General features: G+C 42.5%; 21 protein-coding genes. 8 read left to right on the forward strand and 13 right to left on the reverse strand.

The features are described from left to right. Positions 1 to 5: 5 nt before the first annotated feature. Positions 6 to 140, forward strand: coding sequence for a hypothetical protein (locus E0485_RS25685; RefSeq protein WP_268957532.1), 135 nt, complete (start codon positions 6 to 8; stop codon positions 138 to 140). A 165-nt stretch (positions 141 to 305) separates the two neighbouring features. Here E0485_RS25685 and E0485_RS10055 read toward each other — a convergent pair whose 3' ends face one another. From E0485_RS10055 to E0485_RS10080, 6 genes are all read right to left on the reverse strand, one after another. After that, positions 306 to 1,271 (reverse strand): ABC transporter ATP-binding protein, encoded by a 966-nt coding sequence (locus E0485_RS10055; RefSeq protein WP_132417896.1) that lies wholly within the window; start codon positions 1,269 to 1,271, stop codon positions 306 to 308. Beyond that, entirely contained in the window at positions 1,268 to 2,251 is a 984-nt protein-coding gene (locus tag E0485_RS10060) for an ABC transporter ATP-binding protein (protein ID WP_132417897.1), read from the reverse strand. Before E0485_RS10060 ends, E0485_RS10055 begins: the two co-directional genes overlap by 4 nt. A gap of 11 nt (positions 2,252 to 2,262) precedes the next feature. Continuing rightward, a complete protein-coding gene (gene opp4C / locus E0485_RS10065) occupies positions 2,263 to 3,186 on the reverse strand; it encodes an oligopeptide ABC transporter permease (protein WP_407944841.1) in 924 nt (307 codons plus the stop codon). Positions 3,187 to 3,199: 13 nt separating this feature from the next. Beyond that, positions 3,200 to 4,162, reverse strand: a complete 963-nt coding sequence (locus E0485_RS10070; protein ID WP_132417898.1) for an ABC transporter permease — start codon at positions 4,160 to 4,162, stop codon at positions 3,200 to 3,202. A 69-nt stretch (positions 4,163 to 4,231) separates the two neighbouring features. Then, a complete protein-coding gene (locus tag E0485_RS10075; RefSeq protein ID WP_132417899.1) occupies positions 4,232 to 5,998 on the reverse strand; it encodes an ABC transporter substrate-binding protein in 1,767 nt (588 codons plus the stop codon). Positions 5,999 to 6,160: 162 nt separating this feature from the next. Further along, positions 6,161 to 7,471: a phosphodiester glycosidase family protein gene (locus E0485_RS10080; protein ID WP_132417900.1), complete on the reverse strand. Its 1,311-nt coding sequence runs from the start codon at positions 7,469 to 7,471 to the stop codon at positions 6,161 to 6,163. 103 nt (positions 7,472 to 7,574) lie between these two features. Between E0485_RS10080 and E0485_RS10085 the strand changes: the two genes are divergently transcribed. Continuing rightward, positions 7,575 to 8,258 (forward strand): Crp/Fnr family transcriptional regulator, encoded by a 684-nt coding sequence (locus tag E0485_RS10085; protein WP_132417901.1) that lies wholly within the window; start codon positions 7,575 to 7,577, stop codon positions 8,256 to 8,258. A gap of 81 nt (positions 8,259 to 8,339) precedes the next feature. On the opposite strand, the gene E0485_RS10090 is transcribed toward E0485_RS10085, so the two are convergent. Both E0485_RS10090 and trxB read right to left on the reverse strand, forming a co-directional pair. Then, the gene (locus tag E0485_RS10090) at positions 8,340 to 8,906 is read right to left on the reverse strand and encodes an FAD-dependent oxidoreductase (RefSeq protein ID WP_132417902.1); all 567 of its coding nucleotides are present in this window, start codon (positions 8,904 to 8,906) and stop codon (positions 8,340 to 8,342) included. A 63-nt stretch (positions 8,907 to 8,969) separates the two neighbouring features. Continuing rightward, positions 8,970 to 9,917, reverse strand: coding sequence for a thioredoxin-disulfide reductase (gene trxB / locus E0485_RS10095; protein WP_132417903.1), 948 nt, complete (start codon positions 9,915 to 9,917; stop codon positions 8,970 to 8,972). Positions 9,918 to 10,139: 222 nt separating this feature from the next. Here trxB and E0485_RS10100 point away from each other — a divergent pair, with 222 nt between their 5' ends. Genes E0485_RS10100 through E0485_RS10110 form a run of 3 tightly spaced genes read left to right on the forward strand, consistent with a single transcriptional unit; the run spans position 10,140 to position 13,047 of the window. Beyond that, positions 10,140 to 11,366, forward strand: coding sequence for an MFS transporter (locus tag E0485_RS10100; RefSeq protein WP_132417904.1), 1,227 nt, complete (start codon positions 10,140 to 10,142; stop codon positions 11,364 to 11,366). Then, positions 11,329 to 12,399, forward strand: a complete 1,071-nt coding sequence (locus tag E0485_RS10105) for a M42 family metallopeptidase (RefSeq protein WP_132417905.1) — start codon at positions 11,329 to 11,331, stop codon at positions 12,397 to 12,399. The genes E0485_RS10100 and E0485_RS10105 overlap by 38 nt, the downstream gene beginning before the upstream one ends. Before the next feature lie 36 nt (positions 12,400 to 12,435). Then, complete coding sequence (locus tag E0485_RS10110) at positions 12,436 to 13,047, forward strand: TetR/AcrR family transcriptional regulator (RefSeq protein WP_132417906.1); 612 nt, start codon at positions 12,436 to 12,438, stop codon at positions 13,045 to 13,047. 67 nt (positions 13,048 to 13,114) lie between these two features. Here E0485_RS10110 and E0485_RS10115 read toward each other — a convergent pair whose 3' ends face one another. Further along, complete coding sequence (locus E0485_RS10115) at positions 13,115 to 13,558, reverse strand: GNAT family N-acetyltransferase (protein ID WP_165921139.1); 444 nt, start codon at positions 13,556 to 13,558, stop codon at positions 13,115 to 13,117. Between the two features lie 107 nt (positions 13,559 to 13,665). Between E0485_RS10115 and E0485_RS10120 the strand changes: the two genes are divergently transcribed. Further along, complete coding sequence (locus E0485_RS10120; RefSeq protein WP_132417908.1) at positions 13,666 to 14,832, forward strand: MFS transporter; 1,167 nt, start codon at positions 13,666 to 13,668, stop codon at positions 14,830 to 14,832. Here E0485_RS10120 and E0485_RS10125 read toward each other — a convergent pair. Next, the gene (locus E0485_RS10125; RefSeq protein ID WP_132417909.1) at positions 14,829 to 15,881 is read right to left on the reverse strand and encodes a lactonase family protein; all 1,053 of its coding nucleotides are present in this window, start codon (positions 15,879 to 15,881) and stop codon (positions 14,829 to 14,831) included. The two genes, E0485_RS10120 and E0485_RS10125, sit on opposite strands and share 4 nt — an antisense overlap. Positions 15,882 to 16,079: 198 nt before the next feature. Between E0485_RS10125 and E0485_RS10130 the strand changes: the two genes are divergently transcribed. Beyond that, positions 16,080 to 16,373, forward strand: coding sequence for a 2Fe-2S iron-sulfur cluster-binding protein (locus tag E0485_RS10130; protein WP_132417910.1), 294 nt, complete (start codon positions 16,080 to 16,082; stop codon positions 16,371 to 16,373). Between the two features lie 52 nt (positions 16,374 to 16,425). Here the strand turns inward: E0485_RS10130 and E0485_RS10135 are convergent, their stop codons facing one another. Continuing rightward, positions 16,426 to 17,217: a polysaccharide deacetylase family protein gene (locus E0485_RS10135; protein WP_132417911.1), complete on the reverse strand. Its 792-nt coding sequence runs from the start codon at positions 17,215 to 17,217 to the stop codon at positions 16,426 to 16,428. 236 nt (positions 17,218 to 17,453) lie between these two features. Next, entirely contained in the window at positions 17,454 to 19,007 is a 1,554-nt protein-coding gene (locus E0485_RS10140; protein WP_132417912.1) for an SAM-dependent methyltransferase, read from the reverse strand. Between the two features lie 206 nt (positions 19,008 to 19,213). On the opposite strand from E0485_RS10140, the gene E0485_RS10145 reads away from it, so the two are divergent. Further along, positions 19,214 to 20,140: a S66 peptidase family protein gene (locus tag E0485_RS10145; RefSeq protein ID WP_132417913.1), complete on the forward strand. Its 927-nt coding sequence runs from the start codon at positions 19,214 to 19,216 to the stop codon at positions 20,138 to 20,140. A gap of 33 nt (positions 20,141 to 20,173) precedes the next feature. On the opposite strand, the gene E0485_RS10150 is transcribed toward E0485_RS10145, so the two are convergent. Then, the gene (locus E0485_RS10150) at positions 20,174 to 21,313 is read right to left on the reverse strand and encodes an efflux RND transporter periplasmic adaptor subunit (protein WP_132417914.1); all 1,140 of its coding nucleotides are present in this window, start codon (positions 21,311 to 21,313) and stop codon (positions 20,174 to 20,176) included. Positions 21,314 to 21,329: the final 16 nt, after the last annotated feature.

Genomic DNA, 21,329 nt, shown 5'->3' on the forward strand with positions numbered 1-21,329 from the left:
AATATATGAAAAAGAAACTAATAATACTTGGTATTACAGCAGTATTTACCTTCTCATTAGCTTCCTTTGCCTATGCTCAAACAGTAACTCCAACTTCTAATCAGTGTTCTGCACTTCATCCTTGTACTATGAAAGAGTAACTTCTTAAAGCTATCGTCAAAGGGGTAAATCCGTGACTCATCTTTGGATACTACATAATTTTCTAAGATAATTACTTTAGACCAACTTAACTCAATATTAAATCTCACAAAGCAAAACAAGAGGCTTCCTAGTCAATAGGGAGCCTCTTCATTATTTATATACGATTAAACCAAATGACAAGCTACAAAGTGATTCGATCCAACTTCTCTATACTCTGGCACCTGTTGCTTACAAATCTCCGTTGCAATAGGGCAGCGTGTGTGGAACTTGCAGCCTACTGGTGGTTTTGCAGGACTCGGGATATCGCCTTGAAGAACGATACGTTCTCTTTTGAGAGTAGGATCTGGGACTGGAACTGCTGACAATAGCGCCTTTGTATATGGATGTAATGGGTTCTTGAACAATTCATCTCTTGAAGCCATTTCAACCATCGAACCTAAATACATAACACCAATACGATTACATAAGTGTTCAACCACACTTAAATCGTGAGAAATGAATAAATACGTTAAATCTCTTGATTCTTGCAAGTCACCAAGCAAGTTAATAATTTGAGCTTGAATTGATACGTCAAGCGCAGACACTGGCTCGTCCGCAACGATAAATTGCGGATTCATAATTAACGCTCTAGCAATACCGATCCGTTGTCTTTGTCCACCAGAGAATTCATGTGGAAAACGATTAATATGATAAGGAGCCAGACCACAAATATTAAAAATTTCACTGATTCGATCACGTAATTCTGCCTTCGTACATAAACCATGTGCAAGCAATGCCTCACCAACAGCCTGCCCTACATTAATACGCGGATTTAATGAGGAATACGGATCTTGGAATACGATTTGCATTTCGGGTCTTAATTTACGCATGTCGGTCTTATTTAAAGTATGGATGTCTGTACCATTATAAATGACTTGTCCAGATGTCTTCTCGTTTAGACGCAGGATCGTTCTGCCGATTGTACTCTTGCCACAACCTGATTCGCCAACTAGACCGAAGGCTTCACCCTTCTTAATACTGAAGGATACGCCATCAACTGCTTTGACATGCCCAACTGTTCTTTGAAAAACACCGCCACGAATCGGGAAGTATTTCTTCAAGTCATGAACTTCTAATAGAGCTTCGCTCATTGTCCTTGTCCCTCCTCATACAGCCAGCAGGCAATTTTGTGACCATTCTCTTGTGTGCGTAAAGGTGGTTGCTTCTCTTTACAAATATCCATACAGGATTCACAACGGTCACTAAAGTAACAATTATCCCCTAATTCTATTGGATTCGGAACTTGTCCAGGAATTGAGTATAAACGTTCCTGTCTTTGATTAATAACAGGCTTCGCCTTCATTAACCCTTTGGTATACGGATGCTTCGGATTTTTGAACAACTCAAATACGGAAGCTTCTTCAATTACTTTACCCGCGTACATAACAACAACATAGTCTGCCATTTCTGCCACGACACCAAGGTCATGCGTAATAAGCATAATGGACGTCTTAAATTTCTCTTTGATATCGCGCATTAAATCCAGAATTTGTGCTTGGATCGTTACATCGAGTGCTGTTGTAGGCTCGTCCGCAACAAGCAGCTTCGGATTGCAGCTAAGCGCAATGGCAATCATAATCCGCTGTCTCATACCACCGGATAGTTCATGCGGATAAGAATCAACAATCTGCTCTGCTCTTGGAATACCTACGAGCTTAACGAGTTCTATCGCCTTGGCACGAGCTTCCTTCCTAGGCAATAGCAAATGTTCCATCAAGGGCTCTATGATTTGCTCGCCTATTGTTAGAACTGGATTCAATGAGGACATTGGTTCCTGGAAAATCATCGCAATATCATTACCGCGAATGAGTCTCATTTCATGGTTTTTCAGCTTTAATAAATCTCTTCCTTCGAAGAAAATCTCACCGCCGACGATTTTACCATGCGGCGCTTCAACCAGACGCATTAAGGACATCGCAGTCACACTCTTACCGCAACCTGATTCACCAACGACCCCAACAGTCTCGCCTTCACGAATGCTGAAGCTTACATCATTAACTGCTTTGACAACTCCAGACTCCGTATGAAACTGTGTCTTGAGATTTCGAAATTGTAATAAGTCTTTAGCCATAACGGACTCTCCTATCTCTTCAGCTTAGGATCAAGCGCATCGCGTAATCCATCGCCAAGGAAGTTAATAGCAATTGCTATAGCAAGAATACATAAGCCAGGCGGAACCCATAGCCAAGGTCTGGTACTGAAGTCAATCCAATTCGTCGCCGCTCCAATCATATTCCCCCATGTCGGTGTTGGCGGGACAACGCCGAGTCCCAAGAAGCTTAAACCTGATTCTGCTAGAATAGCGCCTGCTACTCCTAGAGTTGCAGAGACGATAACTGTCGGAATCGTATTGGGTATTAAATGTTTAAAAATTTTGCGTGAATCCTTAAGCCCCAACGCTTCCGTTGCCACCATGTATTCTTGTTCTCTCATCGTTAAGATTTGACTGCGAATCAGTCTCGCTAACCCTGGCCAAGAAATGAAGCCTAACATACCCATTACATAAAAGAGACGATGCGTAGGTTCAACCTTAAAGTCAGATAACAAGACGCCAAAGATGATAAGCAAAGGCAAGCTTGGAATGGAAGAAATAATATCAGCTAAACGCATGATTAACGTATCGACAATTCCGCGATAGAAACCTGAGATCGCTCCCAAAACTGTGCCGATAAAAACGGAAATTGCAGTAACAGCAAGACCAACTGTTAGAGAAACGCGTCCTGCAAGCATAAGTCTCAGCAATACATCTCGTCCTAAACTATCTGTTCCTACCCAGTGAGCGGCATTAGGCGCTTTATTTTTGTTAGCGACACTAATCGAATTAATATCATACTGCAAAAATAAAGGACCTAAGAAGCAAATAAGGAACATAAGAACGATAAAGATAAGTGCTCCCATTGCCAATTTGTTCTTCGCTAATCTTCTAAATGCAATTCTCATAGGAGAAGAGGATTTCTCCTTCTTAGTAACAACCTTGACATTCACTTGTGCAGTTTCCAGAGACAAATCGTCTACCTCCTTATTTCAATCGAATTCTCGGATCAGCTACGCCATACAGCACATCTGCAATTAAATTTCCAAGTAAAGTTAGAAGTGCAAGCACCATTGTAAATCCAAGCAGAAGCGGATAATCCCTCACTTGAATCGAATCATAATAGACCTTACCAGCACCAGGCCAGATAAAGATTTTCTCCATGATGATGAAACCCCCGAACAAGCTAGGGAGTTCAAATCCTAGTAATGTAATAGCAGGCAGCATCGCGTTTCGCAAAGCATGCTTGAAGATAACAACTCTCTCCTTCATCCCTTTGGCGCGTGCCGTACGAATATAGTCCTGTCTGATAACTTCCAGCATGCTTGTCCGAATATAACGTGTTAGGCTTCCTGCGCTTAACATTACAATTACCGCTACAGGCAAGATCATATGTTTGATGACATCCATATAATATTCGCCACCTGATGCATTCATACCAGCAGTCGTCATACCGCCTATCGGAAGTAGAGGGACATCTACTGCAAATAGCTTGATGAGCAGCAAGGCAATAAAGAAAGAAGGTAACGACATTCCGGCAAATACGAGAATCGTCACAACCCGATCGAATACGGAATATTGCCTCATCGCTGAGAACACACCCACTATGATCGCAATAATCCAATAAATGAATAGAGCAATAATAGATAAATAGAATGAATTCCATACATAAGTGTTTAATACTTTGGTTACGGGCATTCTATGCTGCATGGAGTCGCCCATGTTGCCCGTCAGCATATTCTTGGTCCAAGTGACATAACGTTCAATTGGCGGTTTATCCAATCCATACAGCTCTCTTAATTGAGCTGCTCGCTCTGCAGTCAAATTCGGATTGGTCTTCGAGTCTATATAATCGCCCGGGACTAGTACAGAAAGTGTGAAGACAATGATGGAAATCCCAATAAGGGTCGGAATTAGCTGTAGTAGTCTTCTAACGATGTATTGCCACATAGTATTCCTCCTAGATAAATAGGTTATATGCTCAGCCCATACGGACTGAGCATATAGTATGAAACCAAATTATTGAACTTGAACTTGAGCTAAGCTATAAGTGAAGTTCTTGTATGGTGACATATCAAATCCTTGTAATCTGGAGTTAACTGGCCACATATCTCTTCTTTGGTACATGAAGATGTAAGGCAAGTCATCATTTAATACTTGATATAGTTCTTTATAGACCGGCTTTCTCTTGTCGATCTCTACTTCTTTCAGTGCAGCCTTCATCAGCTCATCTGCTTTAGGATTGGAGTAGCCAATCTCGTTTTGTGAACCTTTTGATGAGAAGATATTCGTTGGATCTGGATCAGGTGTTAAGCCCCATGCCATGAACAGCATATCGAATTTACCTTCTTTACGCTTCTGTCCTACAGCAGTGAAGTCCATTTGCTCAGGTACGAACTTGATGCCTAATTCTTTGTAGTTAGCTGTTGCAACTGGAATGATGGCATCGTTAACTACGTTAGGTGAAGTTGCTACGAAGTTAATCTCGAACTTTTCGCCGTTCTTCTCGCGGATGCCGTCTTTGCCAACTACCCAACCAGCCTCATCCAGCAATTGCTTCGCTTTATCCAGGTTAAACTCATATTTCTCAATGCCATCTTCTGTGTATGCCCATGATAGTTTGGATTGTGGAATGTTAATTACATCCGCAAATGGACCATATACAGCTTCAACGATTTGCTTACGATCTAGACCATAAGCAAGCGCTTGTCTTACTTTCTTGTCTTGGAACTTCGCTTTTTTGTGGTTAAATGCGATATAACCATAACCGTTTGTAGGGAAGATGTTAACATCCATGAAACCTTGATCGATTAGCGCGTTAACATTATCCATGCTAACTGAAATCATATTCATGTCAGTTTCACCAGTTTGAAGCATTTGCATTTGTGTTTCGTCAGTCGTTACTTTATAGATGATGTTAGGAGTTTTTGGAGCTCCTCCATAGTGAGTTGCGTTCGGTGCGAATACAACCTCTTGACCTGGTGTGTATTTCGCAAGTGTGTATGGGCCAGAGCCAATTGGTGTATGGTTCAGGTCCTTCATGTAATCAAGATTTCCTTGCTTGTAATCTTTGCCATAAACAGATTTAGGAGCAATTGGATAACCTCCCAAATCCGACATAGTAGTCGCACCGATTTCTGTTGTCGTGATTTCGACTGTTAGCGGGTCGATTACTTTAATGCCTTCGACGGAAGTCGCTGTACCTTCTCTGTAAGCGTCTCCACCTTTAATGTGATTTAAGCTGATATCGCTTGGTCCATCGTATGATTTATCATGAAGAATAGTAAGTGCGAACGCAAAATCATCTGCTGTAATCGGATCACCGTTGCTAAACTTCAAGTCTGGTTTTAATTTGAATGTATAAACAAGCTTATCGTCAGATATCTTAGGCATTTCAGCAGCTAATGCTGGTGAGTAAGTTGCATCTTTGTTAACCGTCAACATAGAATCGAAAATTAGGTTAACAACATAGTTATCATAAGCTGTTTCGGAATAGAACGGATTGAAGATACCGTCTGGAGCTGTCATCCCGATAATTGCAGAATCCTTACGATTCTTCGCTTGCTGTGGGTTCTTTGAGTTGTCCCAAGCTGGAATTAATCCATCACTCTTAATTTCTGGTCTAACTGGCGCTGCTGGAGCTGGTGTTGCTGTAGCAGCAGCAGGTGTAGGTGTTGTTGCACTGGAAGGTGCAGGAGTTGAAGCCGCTTCTTTACTTGAACAAGCTGCAAGTAGTGTACCTGCTGCAAGGACAACTGATAGTGTTAATGGTAATGTTTTTTTCATTCTTATCCCCCTTAGATTTTATAAAATTCAATTTATTATAGCATTAATATAAAATACTAGAAAACTAATTTTTAGATAAATTCAAATATTTAAACACCGTTCAATAAGAAAAAGTCCCTAACAGCCTTGCTGTTTAAGGACTTTTGACATTCAAAATTTCTGTTAACCAACACCATCTTGATCTGAATTATCTGGGTCGGATGGATTATTATTAGGTATATCAGCCTTATTAGGAGTCGATGTTGGGGATTGTGACGTACTATTAGGCTTGGTAGAATTGCTCCGATCTCCCGTTTGGTCAGGCTTAGGTGTAGAGGTCGGAACTGTGGTCGTCTTCGCTTTAGGCGTTGGAGTGGAAGTTGGCTTAGTCGTCTGACCATCAGGCTTCCACGCTTTATCTGGGTCCCATGTCCCACCTGGATCAATCGTATCGAGACCATCCCACACATTATGGACCTTCACATCCTCCGCATTATTAAAGACGAGGAAAGCCGACGGTAGTGTACGCTCTTTGCCGTTCGGTGACGATGGCTTCGTCAAGACTTCTCCACCCTCGCCTACTAGTACGGAAGAAGAACCCCCATCCAAGAAGCCTGCATTGATGCACCCTTCTTCCAGCAGCAAATCCTGTACATCGCGCAGCGACGCACCAATACTATGCTTTTGACGTCCATCAATGACAACGAAGATCACCGTACCATCTTCACGCTGCCCAACAGCGGTACGAGGCTGGATTCCACGTCCTCCGTTGCCCTTCGTAATCAGCGGCTTCCCATTCACAATAACCCGTGGATAGAAAGATACCGCATCTGTAACGTTCATCTGACGCAATTCTTTTACCGAATGCTTCCCAATAATCAAAGCACCATCCTTCGTAAAGGCAACGACATGCTGTGGGGTTGTATCCGCCGAGTCGTTATACAGCACTTCACCGCCTGACATGACAACTCCTATCGGAGCGAATCCATTACCGAATCCGCCTGGATCAACGAATCCACCTGCATTTACACCCGCAACGGCATGCGTACGTTTGACCATCGACGATACGGTTTCACCAGTGCCTTGCTTCTGAGGGACAACAACTCGAATCGCTTTGGGATCATAGATATAGATCTTCTTGCCGACCCAGCCATCGCCTGATATGTCTTCGATCTTCGTTAGCTGAGTCATTTCTTTATGTATGAACGGTTCCTCAGGCAGCTTCTGCTCCTCAGCCGCATTCTTGTCATTGACCTCGAACAGCTCTTTAATCATTCGATCCCGTTCAGTTCCCCCAACAAATACCCACGACCAAGTGCGAAAAGATTGCGTTGTAATCGCCGTTTCCGCTAATATCGTCCGAAATCTCGAACCCGTTGGTGTTACATAGAAGAGAGAGGAAACAACAAAAATAAGAATGGCAAATACCATAAGAACTCGTTTGCCTCTTCCCCATGTCTTCAGTCTTTTGCTAAATAAAGTTTTACGAGACACTGCTGATCACATCCATATTCGGCGTATATTAAGAAATATTTAACACATTATATATCTGATGTACATGCTATATGCGATTTAACTTTACATAAGGAGTTAACAGATGCATTCCAATAAACAGACGTTATCTAGCCTTTCAATGTTTCAAGCACTAGATAAAACTGAAATGGATAAACTAGAAAATATTTCTAATATACAACTATTTTCTAAGAAATCTCACATTATCATGGAAGGTGATAGCCGTGATGCTGTCTATTTTATCCATAGTGGAATTGTGAAGATTTATACTGTTGACGTTCTTGGTAATGAGAATATTATACATTATCTTCGGAAAGACAGCATGTTTCCGTACTCTATTTTTTTCGTTGACGATCCCTATCCAGTTACGGCCGAAGTTGTGGAGGATGCAGTCGTCTCCGCACTGCCAATTCAAGCTTTTGAGCAGCTATTATTTGAAAATGCTGAATTAGCGAAGTATATCATTCAAATATTAAGTCAAAGAATTCATTTGCTCAATAATAGAATCCGGGAATTTTGCGCGAATGATGTCAATTTACGTATTGCCTCGTTACTTATTCGTCTTACCGAGGAACACGGAATAAGACACAGAAATGGCATACTGATCAATTTGCAGCTAACTCATCAAGAAGTTGCTTATATGGCTGGTACGACTCGGGAATCGGTCAATCGACTCTTAAATCAGCTTAAGAAAAATAAAACAATCTCCATCCATAATCGCAAAATCATGATTCATCAAATAGCGGATTTGCACCATTTTTTGTTATGAAACTACTATATAAACGCCAAATGGGGTGGCTCTACTGTCATAAAGACTTCAGAGTCGCCCCATCTGATATTACTTAGCTGATTAAGCTTTCAATACATCATGATCAACGTAACGTTCACCTTTGATTTCGCTGATTAGGTTAATCGCTACCCTAGCGCCATCACCTGCTGTAATAATCGTATGCACGCTTACGCCTGCGATAACGCCTGCCGCCCAGATACCATCTGTGCTTGTACGGCCAGCCTCATCAACTTCGACGACGAACTTGATCCTCGGCTCATTACCAGGAACGACGGTCAAGCCAATTTCCTGTGCCAACATGATCGCCGCACCTGTTGCAATAATAACATGCTTAGCTTGATGCGAGGCTGCTTCTGTCTTAACTTCAAATCCGCCTTCGTCCAGCTCAATAATGTCGGCTACCTTCTCGGTAAGAATTTCCGCACCGAATTGTTCTGCTTGCTTACGTCCAACAGCAACTAAATCAGGGCCATCTATCCCCATAACACCATAATGATTATCCACGCGAGCGCGCTTCGTCATTCCGGTTTCATTATCAAGAACGAGTGTCTTGAGTCCAGCTTTCGCAGTGAAAATCGCTGCGCTTGCGCCTGCAGGACCTGCACCAATAATCAGAACATCATACATGTGATTAACTCCCTTCCTAAATAACGTGCATATGATTAAGCTTATTTCTTCTAATTAAACTTATTACTTCTGAGGTTCAGCGACTTTCAATTCATTATGTTCAATGAAACGTTCGCAGTCCAGTGCTGCCATACAACCGCTGCCTGCTGATGTAATCGCTTGACGATATTTATCATCTTGCACATCTCCACAAGCAAATACACCTGGGATATTCGTTTCGGAAGTACCTGGGTTCACTTGGATATAACCTACTTCATTAGTAGCAATCTGTCCATCAAGGAACTTCGTATTCGGTGTATGGCCGATCGCGACGAATAGACCGTCTGTTTCAAACACTTCTTCTTGACCTGTAGCGTTATTTAGTACTCTAAGACCTGTTACACCCATTGGACCTGATTCAACTGCAACTGGTGTGTAGTTGAGACTCCATTTAATTTTCTCATTGCTTCTTGCGCGATCCTGCATAATCTTGGAGGCGCGAAGCTCATCACGACGATGAACAAGACGAACCTCAGAACCAAAGCGAGTTAAGAAATTCGCTTCCTCTAAAGCAGAATCTCCGCCGCCAACAACGATAATTTTCTTATTGCGGAAGAAGAAACCATCACAAGTCGCACATGTGCTTAATCCACGGCCCACATTCTCAGTTTCCCCAGGAATGCCCAAATATTTTGCAGATGCGCCAGTCGAAATAATAACCGTTTCTGTAACTAGCTCCCCAATTCCTTCTACTGTTAATTTAAAAGGACGCTCCGAAAGATCAGCCTTCGTCACCCAGCCAGAACGAAATTCAGCACCGAAACGCTCTGCTTGCTTACGCATTTGATCCATTAATTCAGGTCCCATAATACCATCGACAAATCCAGGGAAGTTCTCAACTTCTGTCGTTGTCGTTAATTGTCCACCTGGTTGAGGCCCTTCAATTACTAGTGGATTCATGTTCGCACGTGCAAGATAGATTGCTGCAGTTAGTCCAGCAGGACCTGTTCCAATAATAATAGATTTATACATGATGTATGCCTCCTAAAATGATAGTTTTATATCGATAATAATTATTATATAATAATTATTTTAAATAAATATAGATAAAGTGTCAACTTTTTCACAAGCATCTATATACTCCAATTTACCATGTGCTGCTATTTTCATCAAATACATCTTGATTTGTCAGAATATTTGTGCAACTATATAAATGACTGGCCAGTCATTTATTTTGAAACAAGGAGTTGCCCTTTGACGAATCGAGCTTATTTATATGTCAAAGCCTTCTCAGATCTAGGGAGCAGAATGGATGCCATTGCTCTTGGCGTCGTTATATATGCTGCTACGGGAAGCGCTGCATGGCTGTCTGCACTGTTAGGAGTCTCGATGCTTGGAGGCTTAATATCCAGCATATTCTCAGGTGTTCTTGCTGATCGACTAGACAGACGAAGCATCATGATTGTCACCGATTGGTTACGTGCTGTGCTGATTATCAGTCTAATCTTCTTCCCGAGCCCGATCATGATTCTCGTCATTCGATTCCTGATGGGTCTGATGTCCAGCTTCTTTGAAGTCAGCTTTATGGCTGAGGTTCCGCAAATTTATGGCAATAACAACTTGCTGCGAGTTAATGCTATGCTGTCCAGACTATCATCAATCAGTATGGTTATCGGATTCTTAGCTGGTGGCATGCTGTATGATTTTCTTGGATTTGAATCGGTACTCCTAATTGATGGCTGTACTTTCGCTATCTCTGCTATCGTACTCATGAGAATGAAATGGAATCACACCCATGTAGCAGAAGGCAAAACCTTCAAACAGCCACTTCGGCAAATCACTAGCGATATGCGCGAGGTTAAAACGTATTTATGGGGTCGACCTATCTTACTGCTCATTTTCTTAGTATTCCTATTCGATACATTCGGATCAGCTTCACATAATTTAGGTGTACCGCTTCTCGCTGAACAGATCGACGTGAACAAACAAGCGCTATACTATGGAATAATTTGGTCGGTATGGGCATTCGGCAACGTCATTACGACGTACTTCCTACCGAAGGTTGCGTTCATTAAGCAGTACATGTATCGAACCTATTTTATCTCTACCATTCTAATGTCGGTTGGATTTATCGCTATATTCTCAACCACTTATTTACCTATCGTACTGCTATTCGCATTTCTAACTGGACTAACCGATGCTTGTGCAATGACAACTAATTCTACCATTATGCAACAATGTGATAACCATATTCGTGGACGCATCCTTGGGATTTCAAGCTTACTAGGTAAACTAGGCTTCGGCGTTGGATTCGTAATTGCACCAATGCTGATCACCTTATTTTCTCTAAGTCAAATGGTTGTCATCATGCATAGCTCCGTTATTATCGTGACTATCATTGCAGCCATTCTCTATTTGAAACAATCCAAAGGAGTGATTAAATATGGATCAAGTAACAGTTATGATGAAAGAGCTAACTGAGTTAGATGGGATTTCTGGCTTCGAACAAGAGGTACATGACAAGCTGAAGCAGCTGCTTGAGCCTGTATCTGATGAAATAATCAAGGATCGTCTTGGCAGTATAATTGGTGTCAAAAAAGGGCTGGAGCATGGTCCTCGTGTACTCGTGGCAGGTCATTTGGACGAAATCGGATTCATGGTTACTCATATTACGGATAAAGGATTTTTGCGCTTCGAGCAAGTTGGCGGCTGGTGGTCCCATACCGTGCTTGCCCAGCGACTAAGAATCAAATCTCGAAAAGGCGATTATGTGGGCATTGTGGGTTCAAAACCACCGCATGTCATTACAGCAGAAGAAAGAACAAAAGTCGTTCCACTAAAGGAACTATTCATCGATGTTGGTGCTAGTTCCAAAGAGGAAGTAAAAGAAATGGGGATTCAGATTGGTGATCCAGTTGTTCCGATTTCTGACTTTTTCACCATGCGCAACGGCGAGCTATGGGCTGGCAAAGCAATTGATAATCGGGTTGGCTGCGCACTTGCCGCTGAGACACTTCGCAGATTGCAAGCTGAAGAACATCCGAATATCGTGTTTGCAGGAGCCACTGTACAAGAAGAAGTTGGACTACGTGGAGCTGCTACAACAGCCAATCTCGTTCAGCCCGATATCGCCATCGCTATCGATGTAGGTGTAGCGCAGGATACACCTGGACTTGAGAATCTTCATGGGAGCAGCAATGTCGGTGAAGGGCCTCTCATCATGCTGTTTGACTCCAGTACCATTGCACATATGAAACTTCGTAACTTAGTACTTGATACAGCAGAAGAACTTGGAATCCCTGTTCAATTGAATGTACAGCTAGGTGGAGGTACGGATGCAGGTAAATTCCATCTACAAGGGATTGGTTGCCCATCTATCGCAATCGGCTTTGCGACTCGTTACATTCACAGTCACCAAGCCATAATGGCCAAACAAGATTTTGAATATGCCGTAAGTTTAGTTACTGCGCTTATTAAGAAGCTTGACAAAGAGACAGTTGAACAATTAACCTAGTAAATTAATAATATAAGGATAGGAGTGGTATATATAATGGCTCCGAAAGTAACAGTCGAATATAAAGATGAGAAAAGACTGGCAATCCTTGATGCAGCACTACATTGTTTTGCAGATAAGGGCTATCGCGACACAACAATAACTGATATTTCAAACTACTTGTTGATGAGCAAAGGCTCCATCTACATCTACTTCACAAGTAAAGAAGATATTTATAAGCAGTTGATGGAGAATCGTATGGAGTGGATGATCACCCAGACATCGAGCAAATTTGGGGAATTAACGACTGCTTCAGAGAAGCTTCGATTGCTCGTACGTATGTTTACAGATCAAACACTAGATGACCTCAAAGAGTTGCTTAGCTTTCACTTGGAATTCATGCTTATCTCATCTAGGCAGAATTCACTGAAGAAAGTTATGCATAAGCACATCGAAATGGCTACAAAATTTGTCCAAGATATTATTGATGAGGGTAAAGATTCTGGCGAGTTTCGTTCGGACACCGACAGTTACACAGCCTCGACTCTGTTCTGGGCATTGCGGGATGGTTTAGTCCTACATTCACTGGGCATAGATGTTGATGAGGAATACAAAGCTCATATGATCGGAATGGAAGAAATGCTCTTCCGTTACATTGCAACTTTATAGTTAATCCTAATGCAGGACACTTAAGACGTAGTCAACGTAATGAGTGTCCTTTATCTATTTAACTATCTTAAGCTTCCAGCCAAGCTAAGCTAAGGCCAGGTTCTACCTCGATCTCTCGAACGAGCTTAAACCCATGCTTCTGATACAAGCGAATAGCAGGTGCATTCAGAGCGCCTGTTGTGACAATCTTCATTATCTCAGGGTACTTGTCCATGAGATGCGCGAGCAATTGATCGGCAATCCCTCTGCGAAAATACGCTGGGTGTACCATCATTCTGCAAATCTGCAATTGATCCGCTTCTATTGTATAGGAAATAGCCCCAACTATAGTTCCTTCATCAACATAACTATAAAAGATTTCGCCACAAGCGATTAGATCTTGAATTGTCTCTCGAAGTGGCGGCAGATCAGTGAAATCAATCAACTCCGCTTCTATTTGGTAAGATGCTAGCTGAATCTCTTGGATTCTCGCTGCGATTTGTTGTTCTTGAATATCTATTAATTGAATCATTTTATCAGTTCCTCTTTTGAAAATTTTCCTATATTTGATCAACAACATCATGTAATATATTTGTTAATTATTGGATTTACAAGTCGCTAGGGAGGCGATATTGCAGCATGCAAATTAAAGCGGACTTCATCAAATTCATTCGAGTCAAAGGTGCCCCGCTACTCGTTCTCATCTTATTTCTATATGGAATTGGTACAGGAATTCTAGCACCCATGAATGCCATCTACCTTCAAGATTCAGTCGGTCTTGGCAAGGGGCAGATCGCTTCTATTTTCGCTATCTCTCTCCTGCTTAACATGACACTTACGATCAGTGTTGGCTTCTTCAGTGATCGAATCCATCGCAAGAAATGGATTCCCTTAGCAGCCGCATTCATCTGTATGATCGGTATTATCATTTATATGAACGCTGATAATTATATGCATGCGCTCGTTGGAATGACGCTAGCCGTCGCGCCTTCCGGTATGATTATGGGACAGCTCTTTGCGATGTCACGCAATCATTTTCACCGCTTGGCTGCTGATGTCGTTGAAATATCACAAATTTGGCTAAGAGCAACCTACAGTGTCGGATTCTTCACAGGGCTGCTCCTCGGCGCCAACTTATTTTTAATCGGTCATTTTACCGCTGTACTATGGGGCAATCTCGCTGGATACGCATCACTTTTCGTGATCCTGATCGGATATAAAGAAATCACAGGTGGAGCTTCCCAATCGAATACAGGCAAAGGAGAAGCGTTATCACTCATCATGTTAATTGCCCTTCTGCTTCTGTCATGTGCGGATGCAATACGTGGTCTATATTTGCCACTAGTCGTTAACGTACGCTTCGGCGATCCTAAGCTCATGTCATACATCTGGAGTGCGCAGGCTGTATTTGAGCTAATCTTCATGACGATGGCAGGATATTGGGCAGCTAAATACGGCAGCAAACGGATTATTTTGCTCGGCAGCCTATTTGCGCTGATCACTTATGTAACTTACGCAACCGTTAATTCACTTGTTGTGTTCTTTCTCGTTCAACCGCTGTACTCCTTATTTGTATCGATTCTCTACGGTGTTGGGATGGGTTATGTCCAGCGCATGTTCATTCATCGAACAGGGTTCGGTGCCAGCTTATATGTATTTATTTCACAGACTGCTTCATTAATCGGGTATTTCCTGCCTCTATTAATAGAAGGCATTACACCAACGATCTTTCTCATCCCAAGTCTATTAATCATCGTTTCAATTGGGATTATGGGTACGGTTATTTACCGTGAGCAGCGGTCTTAAGCTTTAATACATACTGGTTTTGCTACCTCAACAGGCTCGCCTACCACCGTTAAGCGTCCTGTCTCTTGATCGATAGCATACGTTATAATTGAATCCGAGTTCTGGTTCGCTGCTAAGATGAATTTACCACCTGGCATAATCGCAAAGTTACGCGGGAAATTGCCGAATGTGGAAATACGCTCGATATAAGTCAGCGTACCATCGCTTTCATTAATCTGGAATACAACAAGACTATCGTCCCCACGGTTAGTACCATACAAGAAGTTCCCATTCGGCGTAATATGGATATCTGCGCAATAGCTTACCTCGACAATCGAATCGATCAGAGTGGAAATCGTTTGAATTTCGGCTAAAGTCCCCTGCTGACTGTTATAGGTGTAAGCGATGATCGTATTATCCAGTTCATTAATAACATAAGCGTACGCATGCTTTGGATGAAAGACAAGATGACGTGGACCCGCTCCTGACTTGACCGATACGCTGTTCTCTCGCATGAGCTTATGCTGATTTGCATCAAGCTTGTAAACCACAATCTGATCCATCCCGAGGTCAGGCACAAATACATAATTACCCGCTGGGTCCGTCACAATGGAATGTGGATGCGCCTTCTCCTGACGATCTAACTGAACACTCGAGCCTTCATGCTGAATATTGGCCGCTACTGAACCAATTCCTTCGTCTGTAATTGGAAACAGGCCAACATTGCCGCCTGTATAATTCGCAACCATGATATGCTGTCCTCTTGGATCCAAACTTACATAGCAAGGATGAGCGCCTAATGTCAGCTGAGAATTAAGACGATTCAGGCTACCTGTCTCGGGATCAATCGCATATGCAACTACTGCCCCTTCATCCCCCTCACTGACGGCATACAATCGTGCCCCTCCCTTATCAATTGTTAAATAAGATGGGTTCAAGATGCCCGCATATTGTTCTACTAAACGCAAGCTGCCTGTTACAGTGTGGAATGCATATACATATATTCCTGGTAGTTCTTCCTCTGCATAAGAACCTACATAGACATAAATCTCATGATCATTAAGCTTCATCTTATACTGGCCTCCTCATTCTATCTATCTCTCCAAATATTACATCATCGTTAACTTCTTGCAAAGCAGACCTCTAAACCTATTCTATCACTTGTATTGCCAAGGTTATGAACGATATAATACTCTACAATACACGCCTACATAACTAGTTCTCACAAGGCGCTCCGTATATCTCACAAGATCAGGAGGATCGAATTCATGTTAGAGTTAAAAGGACGTACGATAAGCAAAGAAGTAGAGCCTGAGATTGGATTAACCATTCTCAATCATTCAGATAAGCATAAGGTAGATTGGGGCTTTAGCTGTACCAAAGGCAAATGTGCTAGATGCAGATGCCATGTTAGCGAAGGGATAGCGCATTTGAATGAGCCTACTGAAGCGGAGATTTTACGATTAGAGCCAGAAGAAATTAAGGAAGGCTTCCGATTAGGCTGTCAAGCTGTAGTTGCAAGCGAAGGTCCAATCAAAGTCAAACTTCAAACATACTTTTAAAAATAAGGAAGGGCTTAGCGCATGGATCCTGTGCTAAGCCCTTCTATTCGTATTAATGACTTGATATGGCATCCTGTGATTCCATTTCATCAGGATAGTTTCCTTTGTGCTCAGCACTAGTCCCCACTTGCGCTTGCTCGGCTTCCATCAATTGGTCAACCCTTACACATTCATAACCTAGCGGTTTAATTTCTTGCAGTACCTCCCGTAAAGCTTCGAGCATAAATTCAGGTGCATCCAAATCCGCCCCAGGCGTATCTCCACTATCATGTAATAGAATGATAGATCCTGGCTTCAAATTCTTCATCAGAATCTGTTTGAGCTTGCCTGCATCGCCACCAGGCTTCCAATCCCAAGCCATGATAGACCACAGAATAATCCGATAGGTCTTGCGCAGCAGGAGCAGATCGCCTAGATTAACACAGCCCCAAGGGGGTCTATAATAATGAGGCCGTTCACCCGTAATTTGCTCGATAATGTCTGCGGTTCGATCCACCTGCTTATTGCGGACTCTTACAGGAGTCATCATCCAATTAGCCACATGGCGATAGTTATGAATTCCGATCTGATGCCCTTCTTTATACATCCGTTTAATCAAATCAGGATATTGCTCCGCCTTGCTCCCAAGCACGAAGAAGGTTGCTTTAATTCCATGCTTATGTAGTAAATCCAATAATTGCGGTGTATAAAGAGGATTAGGTCCATCATCAAAAGTAAACGCAATTTGCTTCGCATGCTTTGCCTTCTTGAATGCCCACACGCCGAATATACGAGTAATACAATAGGGAACAATCATATAGAACACAACAATTAGGAATATAAAAGACAGCATTAATTTGTGCATCAGCTGAATTTCTCCCCCCTTCTATTATTATCCTATGCTTTTCCCTTCCCTTTCAATTACGATTATCTGATTCAATTTCAGATGTTCGTGTGCTTCTGGAACGCTGAAATTAACTTAGACTTTGCATAGCAAGATTTTCCTTATCTCTATAATATACAAAAAAAACAAAAAAGAAAATCGATTCATCCTACCACTTATAGATGTGGGGGTACTCTCATAATTTATGATAAGCAAAATCACTCAAAGCATTTCAGTAGCGCCAAGGCCTCTTTATGCCCAGGTTCTAGAACTAATGCCTCGCGGATGTATGCGAGCGCAGCTTCTTCAAGCCCGAGCTCATAGCTGCATATAGCCAGGCAGTATAAGACAGTCGGTACAGCTTCGTCTTCATCCTCATCTACGGATTGTTTAAGGAACTGCATTGCATCCTCATACATGTTCATCTCGAACAAAAGAAGTCCAGCGTCCAACGCCAAATCATAGCGTTGCTCCATCACATAATACGATGACCACATGATATGTATGCCGCTTTGGATATCCAGTATTTCTTCATCGCTCGCATCTGGCAACAGGCTCGAGATGCGTTGCGCACTCTGGATGAAAAACTCCGCATCGTATCCGCCTAATCGCCAAAAGGCCAAAATTTGTTGCAGTCCCATCGTCTCGATTTGCTGGTCTACCCATTGCTTCATACCAAAGAAATCATCTGGTCCGAACCGTTCGATAAACCGCCGATAGGCCAGCCGGGTGTTGGAATAGCTCATTGGTAATTCCAACATGAGAATACAACCAACATTTAGATCTTTATAATGACGTGAGGTGGGGAAGTGTGACAATGCTCCTCTTTGCTCAAGCACATATTGAATCGCATGATAGTTTGCCGTTACAGAGAAGCTGCCATGATGAATTAACTCGGGAGGCTCTGCAAACTCCCAGTTCTCCAGTCTGTGGTCGCCTTTATCCGCTGTAATCAGTAGTAAACCTGATTGTGATAGTTGATTAAGCCGCTCCAGCAATTTCAATCCGACCACTGGAAACAGAATATGGGAATCCTCGAGCTCCTTCTGGTACAGCGCGATCACATCGCGATACGGATATACTGCTTCTTCGTATTCAGGTGCAGGGCGATGCTCATAATTCAGCGTCATATTTTTCAGTGCTTCTGACGGCTTAAGTCGATTGAAATTCTCCGGAAACTCGATTACTACATCGCATTCAAAAATCCTACCATCACCCACATAGATCAGCTCTTGCGGAATACTGTCAAAAAAATAATTAGCGATAATCACCAGCGGCTGCTTCAAATCACCCTCCCGAATGGTTGTACGAGCCACAACCAAATTTAGCTCCGTGTCAGACACAGCATCAAAAACTGCGAAATCCAGCATTCCCTGCTGAATAAAAGATTGTAGAGCAGGATGTTGTTGCCAACCGGCAATATTTTTTAACGCCAAGTCTGTCATTACATAGCGAAATGGCGGCAGCACAATACCCGCATAATCCCTTAGTTCGCATAGTTTATGCAATACATGAAAAGCAAAACGCCCCGCTCCCGCCCCCAGTTCCAGGATCGTAACAGGTTCAGATATATCCCCCTTATGGGACAAATCTTGAAGAAATCCGAAAATCATTTCCGCGTAAGCTGTGGCAATCATGGGGTTGCTCGTTATATATTGTGGAACCTGGTCATTTTTCCAAGCCTTCATCCCTTCTTCTTCATAATAAGTCCTTTGCAAATCCCAGATGGGTGCTTCGCTGAAGCGAAATCTCTGTTGTTTATTTTCTACCATTCACTTTAAACCTGCTTTCTGTGTATCAGTTGTGAAAATCTATTCACATGCTAAAACCACAGCCAAAACTGTGGTTTTTTTGATATTAGGATTATCTTTTTACGATAGTATAACTCATATCAAGAATTTTCCCATCATAATTATTAACATATGTTAGGCATTTACAATTGTAAGCTAGGTAAAACAGCAAGAGAGGAGGGTGTTTTATGCCCATATATCCGTCGATTCTGAAGAAAGGGGATACCATAGGCATTGTAACACTCGGAAGTCCTCTTAGTTCTGCAACCATAAATAGTCGTATTTCTGTTGTACAAGGTTTGGGATTTCAAGTCGTTGTAGGTAATTATGTTTACGCAAGCGATGGCTTTCTTGCAGGTACAGACGAACAAAGGGCAGCAGATCTGATGAATATGTTCCTAGATCCCAGTGTACGAATGATCCTTCCTACTCGAGGTGGCGTAGGAGTGGCAGGAATTTTACCTTACCTAGATTACCGAATAATTTCTGCAAATCCCAAAATCGTTACGGGATATAGCGATATCTCCGTGCTGCTCAATACGTTGTATCAATTTAGTGATTTAGTGACTTTCTCCAGCTTACTTCTGATTGATTTCAGTATGACTACTCCCGCATATAATTACGACCAATTCTTCGAAGCAACTTCTTTATATGCAGCGCCAAGACTTATTCTGAACCCGCCCGATATACCGCTTATAAGCAAGGTGGCCGGTAATGTCACTGGGCCTATTGTCGGCGGTAATCTTACTTCAATTGTAGATACACTTGGGACAGCATTTGAAATTGATACGAGGGGTAGTATTCTATTTCTTGAGGATACACATGAACCGATCAATAGAGTCTATCGTATGATCAATCATTTGAGACTAGCAGGAAAGTTTCAGGATTGTATTGGCATTATAATGGGGCAATGCTCGGGTTGCCAGACTGCATACGGTAAATCATACGACGATCTAATCGATGAAGTGATAGTTCCACTAGGTAAACCGCTTATAACTAATCTGGCCGCAGCTCATGGACTGTATAAGGCCGCTATACCAATAGGTGTTACGGTTAATCTCAACACATACACAAATACATTAACGATTCTTGAACCAACGGTTAGTTTACCATAACCACAAAAAAGATAAGCTCTCTATTTGGCAACACTAATGGACTCGAATCTTGTCTCCCTCCTGCAATGGGTCGCTGCTCTCGAGTATGATTTGTTCCTGATCGAATAAACCCTGGATTACAGCTGATTGAGTTTCATTCGAATCTATGATTGTAATGTATCGTTTGCGAGCGTAAAAAGCATTGCCAAGAGGCCCGTTTCTTTCTTCTACACCAAATACGTACTTTTTGTCTCCCTCATTGCGAATTGCTTTATTGTCTACCAAAATGACATCTTGCGTCGTTTTGGTTAGCTCGACCTCGGCCCGCTCCCCTCCCTGCAAAGCATCGTCCTGAATCGAAATGATCAGTCGCTTCATTGCAGTGTATATCGTTTGGCTTGCGCCTTCGCCTGTTTGAATGAGGGGCTCATCATCCTGAATTTCTTCAATATGACCCTCAGCTTGCCTGGCATTGCTGCCCCTCAATTGAACATCCAGTTTAGCTCCTTTTTCTAGAAGACCAATAGCATCGGCAGGGGCAAGAAGCTCGAATTCAAAGCCAAGGCTTGTGTTGGCTATGACGATATCAGGTGCTCCTCCAGTTGAACCCAGCCCCTCCACCGCACCCACTTTCGTTACGATTCCGTCAAAAGGTGCAGCTAGTAGGCCATTTGCCGACAAATCCTCCTGCAGTTTTTTAATTCTACGCTGTAGAACATCCTTATCGATTGAGCTAACCTTTAAAGCGTTTTTAACGCTTTCGATGCTCTTCTCATCCCCATTATAATAAATCTCTTTATAACTATTCTGCAGCTCTATAATCGAAATGTTTAACTTATCAAGAGCGGCCTTCTCATCCAGTATCTGATTCTCAACTGCCTTCGTATCGTATACGACCAGCGCCTGTCCTTTCTTGACAAGCTCCCCTACCTTGACATTGACCTGCTTGACTTTCCCTCCCGCAGCGCCCGTTAAGGCTGATTCCATACGCCATTTCACAGTCCCGCTGCCTTGAAATGTATGAACAAGTTCGCCCCGACCCGCCGTTATTAACGCCACTTTGGGTAAAGTTAATGACATCAGTGTATTGCTGAACAGGGTAAATCCGATCAACAGACTGATGAACAAGCCGAAAAGGATGAGGATTTTCCGTTTGCGTCCAATTAACGCTTGATCGGCAGGCTGAATTTCCATTAAAATCCCCCCATGT

Origin of the sequence: Paenibacillus albiflavus (assembly GCF_004344915.1) — a bacterium.
In the GTDB taxonomy this organism is placed as follows: domain Bacteria; phylum Bacillota; class Bacilli; order Paenibacillales; family NBRC-103111; genus Paenibacillus_AM; species Paenibacillus_AM albiflavus.

What these genes read in the sequence shown, in the direction of transcription:
- E0485_RS10145 (WP_132417913.1), top strand. Translation starts at nt 19,214, where the DNA reads ATGCCCATATATCCGTCGATTCTGAAGAAAGGGGATACCATAGGCATT.
- E0485_RS10135 (WP_132417911.1), bottom strand. Translation starts at nt 17,217, where the DNA reads ATGCACAAATTAATGCTGTCTTTTATATTCCTAATTGTTGTGTTCTAT.
- E0485_RS10090 (WP_132417902.1), bottom strand. Translation starts at nt 8,906, where the DNA reads ATGTATGATGTTCTGATTATTGGTGCAGGTCCTGCAGGCGCAAGCGCA.
- E0485_RS10110 (WP_132417906.1), top strand. Translation starts at nt 12,436, where the DNA reads ATGGCTCCGAAAGTAACAGTCGAATATAAAGATGAGAAAAGACTGGCA.
- E0485_RS10140 (WP_132417912.1), bottom strand. Translation starts at nt 19,007, where the DNA reads ATGGTAGAAAATAAACAACAGAGATTTCGCTTCAGCGAAGCACCCATC.
- E0485_RS10120 (WP_132417908.1), top strand. Translation starts at nt 13,666, where the DNA reads ATGCAAATTAAAGCGGACTTCATCAAATTCATTCGAGTCAAAGGTGCC.
- E0485_RS10055 (WP_132417896.1), bottom strand. Translation starts at nt 1,271, where the DNA reads ATGAGCGAAGCTCTATTAGAAGTTCATGACTTGAAGAAATACTTCCCG.
- E0485_RS25685 (WP_268957532.1), top strand. Translation starts at nt 6, where the DNA reads ATGAAAAAGAAACTAATAATACTTGGTATTACAGCAGTATTTACCTTC.
- E0485_RS10070 (WP_132417898.1), bottom strand. Translation starts at nt 4,162, where the DNA reads ATGTGGCAATACATCGTTAGAAGACTACTACAGCTAATTCCGACCCTT.
- E0485_RS10150 (WP_132417914.1), bottom strand. Translation starts at nt 21,313, where the DNA reads ATGGAAATTCAGCCTGCCGATCAAGCGTTAATTGGACGCAAACGGAAA.
- E0485_RS10085 (WP_132417901.1), top strand. Translation starts at nt 7,575, where the DNA reads ATGCATTCCAATAAACAGACGTTATCTAGCCTTTCAATGTTTCAAGCA.
- trxB (WP_132417903.1), bottom strand. Translation starts at nt 9,917, where the DNA reads ATGTATAAATCTATTATTATTGGAACAGGTCCTGCTGGACTAACTGCA.
- E0485_RS10115 (WP_165921139.1), bottom strand. Translation starts at nt 13,558, where the DNA reads ATGATTCAATTAATAGATATTCAAGAACAACAAATCGCAGCGAGAATC.
- E0485_RS10075 (WP_132417899.1), bottom strand. Translation starts at nt 5,998, where the DNA reads ATGAAAAAAACATTACCATTAACACTATCAGTTGTCCTTGCAGCAGGT.
- E0485_RS10060 (WP_132417897.1), bottom strand. Translation starts at nt 2,251, where the DNA reads ATGGCTAAAGACTTATTACAATTTCGAAATCTCAAGACACAGTTTCAT.
- E0485_RS10105 (WP_132417905.1), top strand. Translation starts at nt 11,329, where the DNA reads ATGGATCAAGTAACAGTTATGATGAAAGAGCTAACTGAGTTAGATGGG.
- E0485_RS10125 (WP_132417909.1), bottom strand. Translation starts at nt 15,881, where the DNA reads ATGAAGCTTAATGATCATGAGATTTATGTCTATGTAGGTTCTTATGCA.
- E0485_RS10130 (WP_132417910.1), top strand. Translation starts at nt 16,080, where the DNA reads ATGTTAGAGTTAAAAGGACGTACGATAAGCAAAGAAGTAGAGCCTGAG.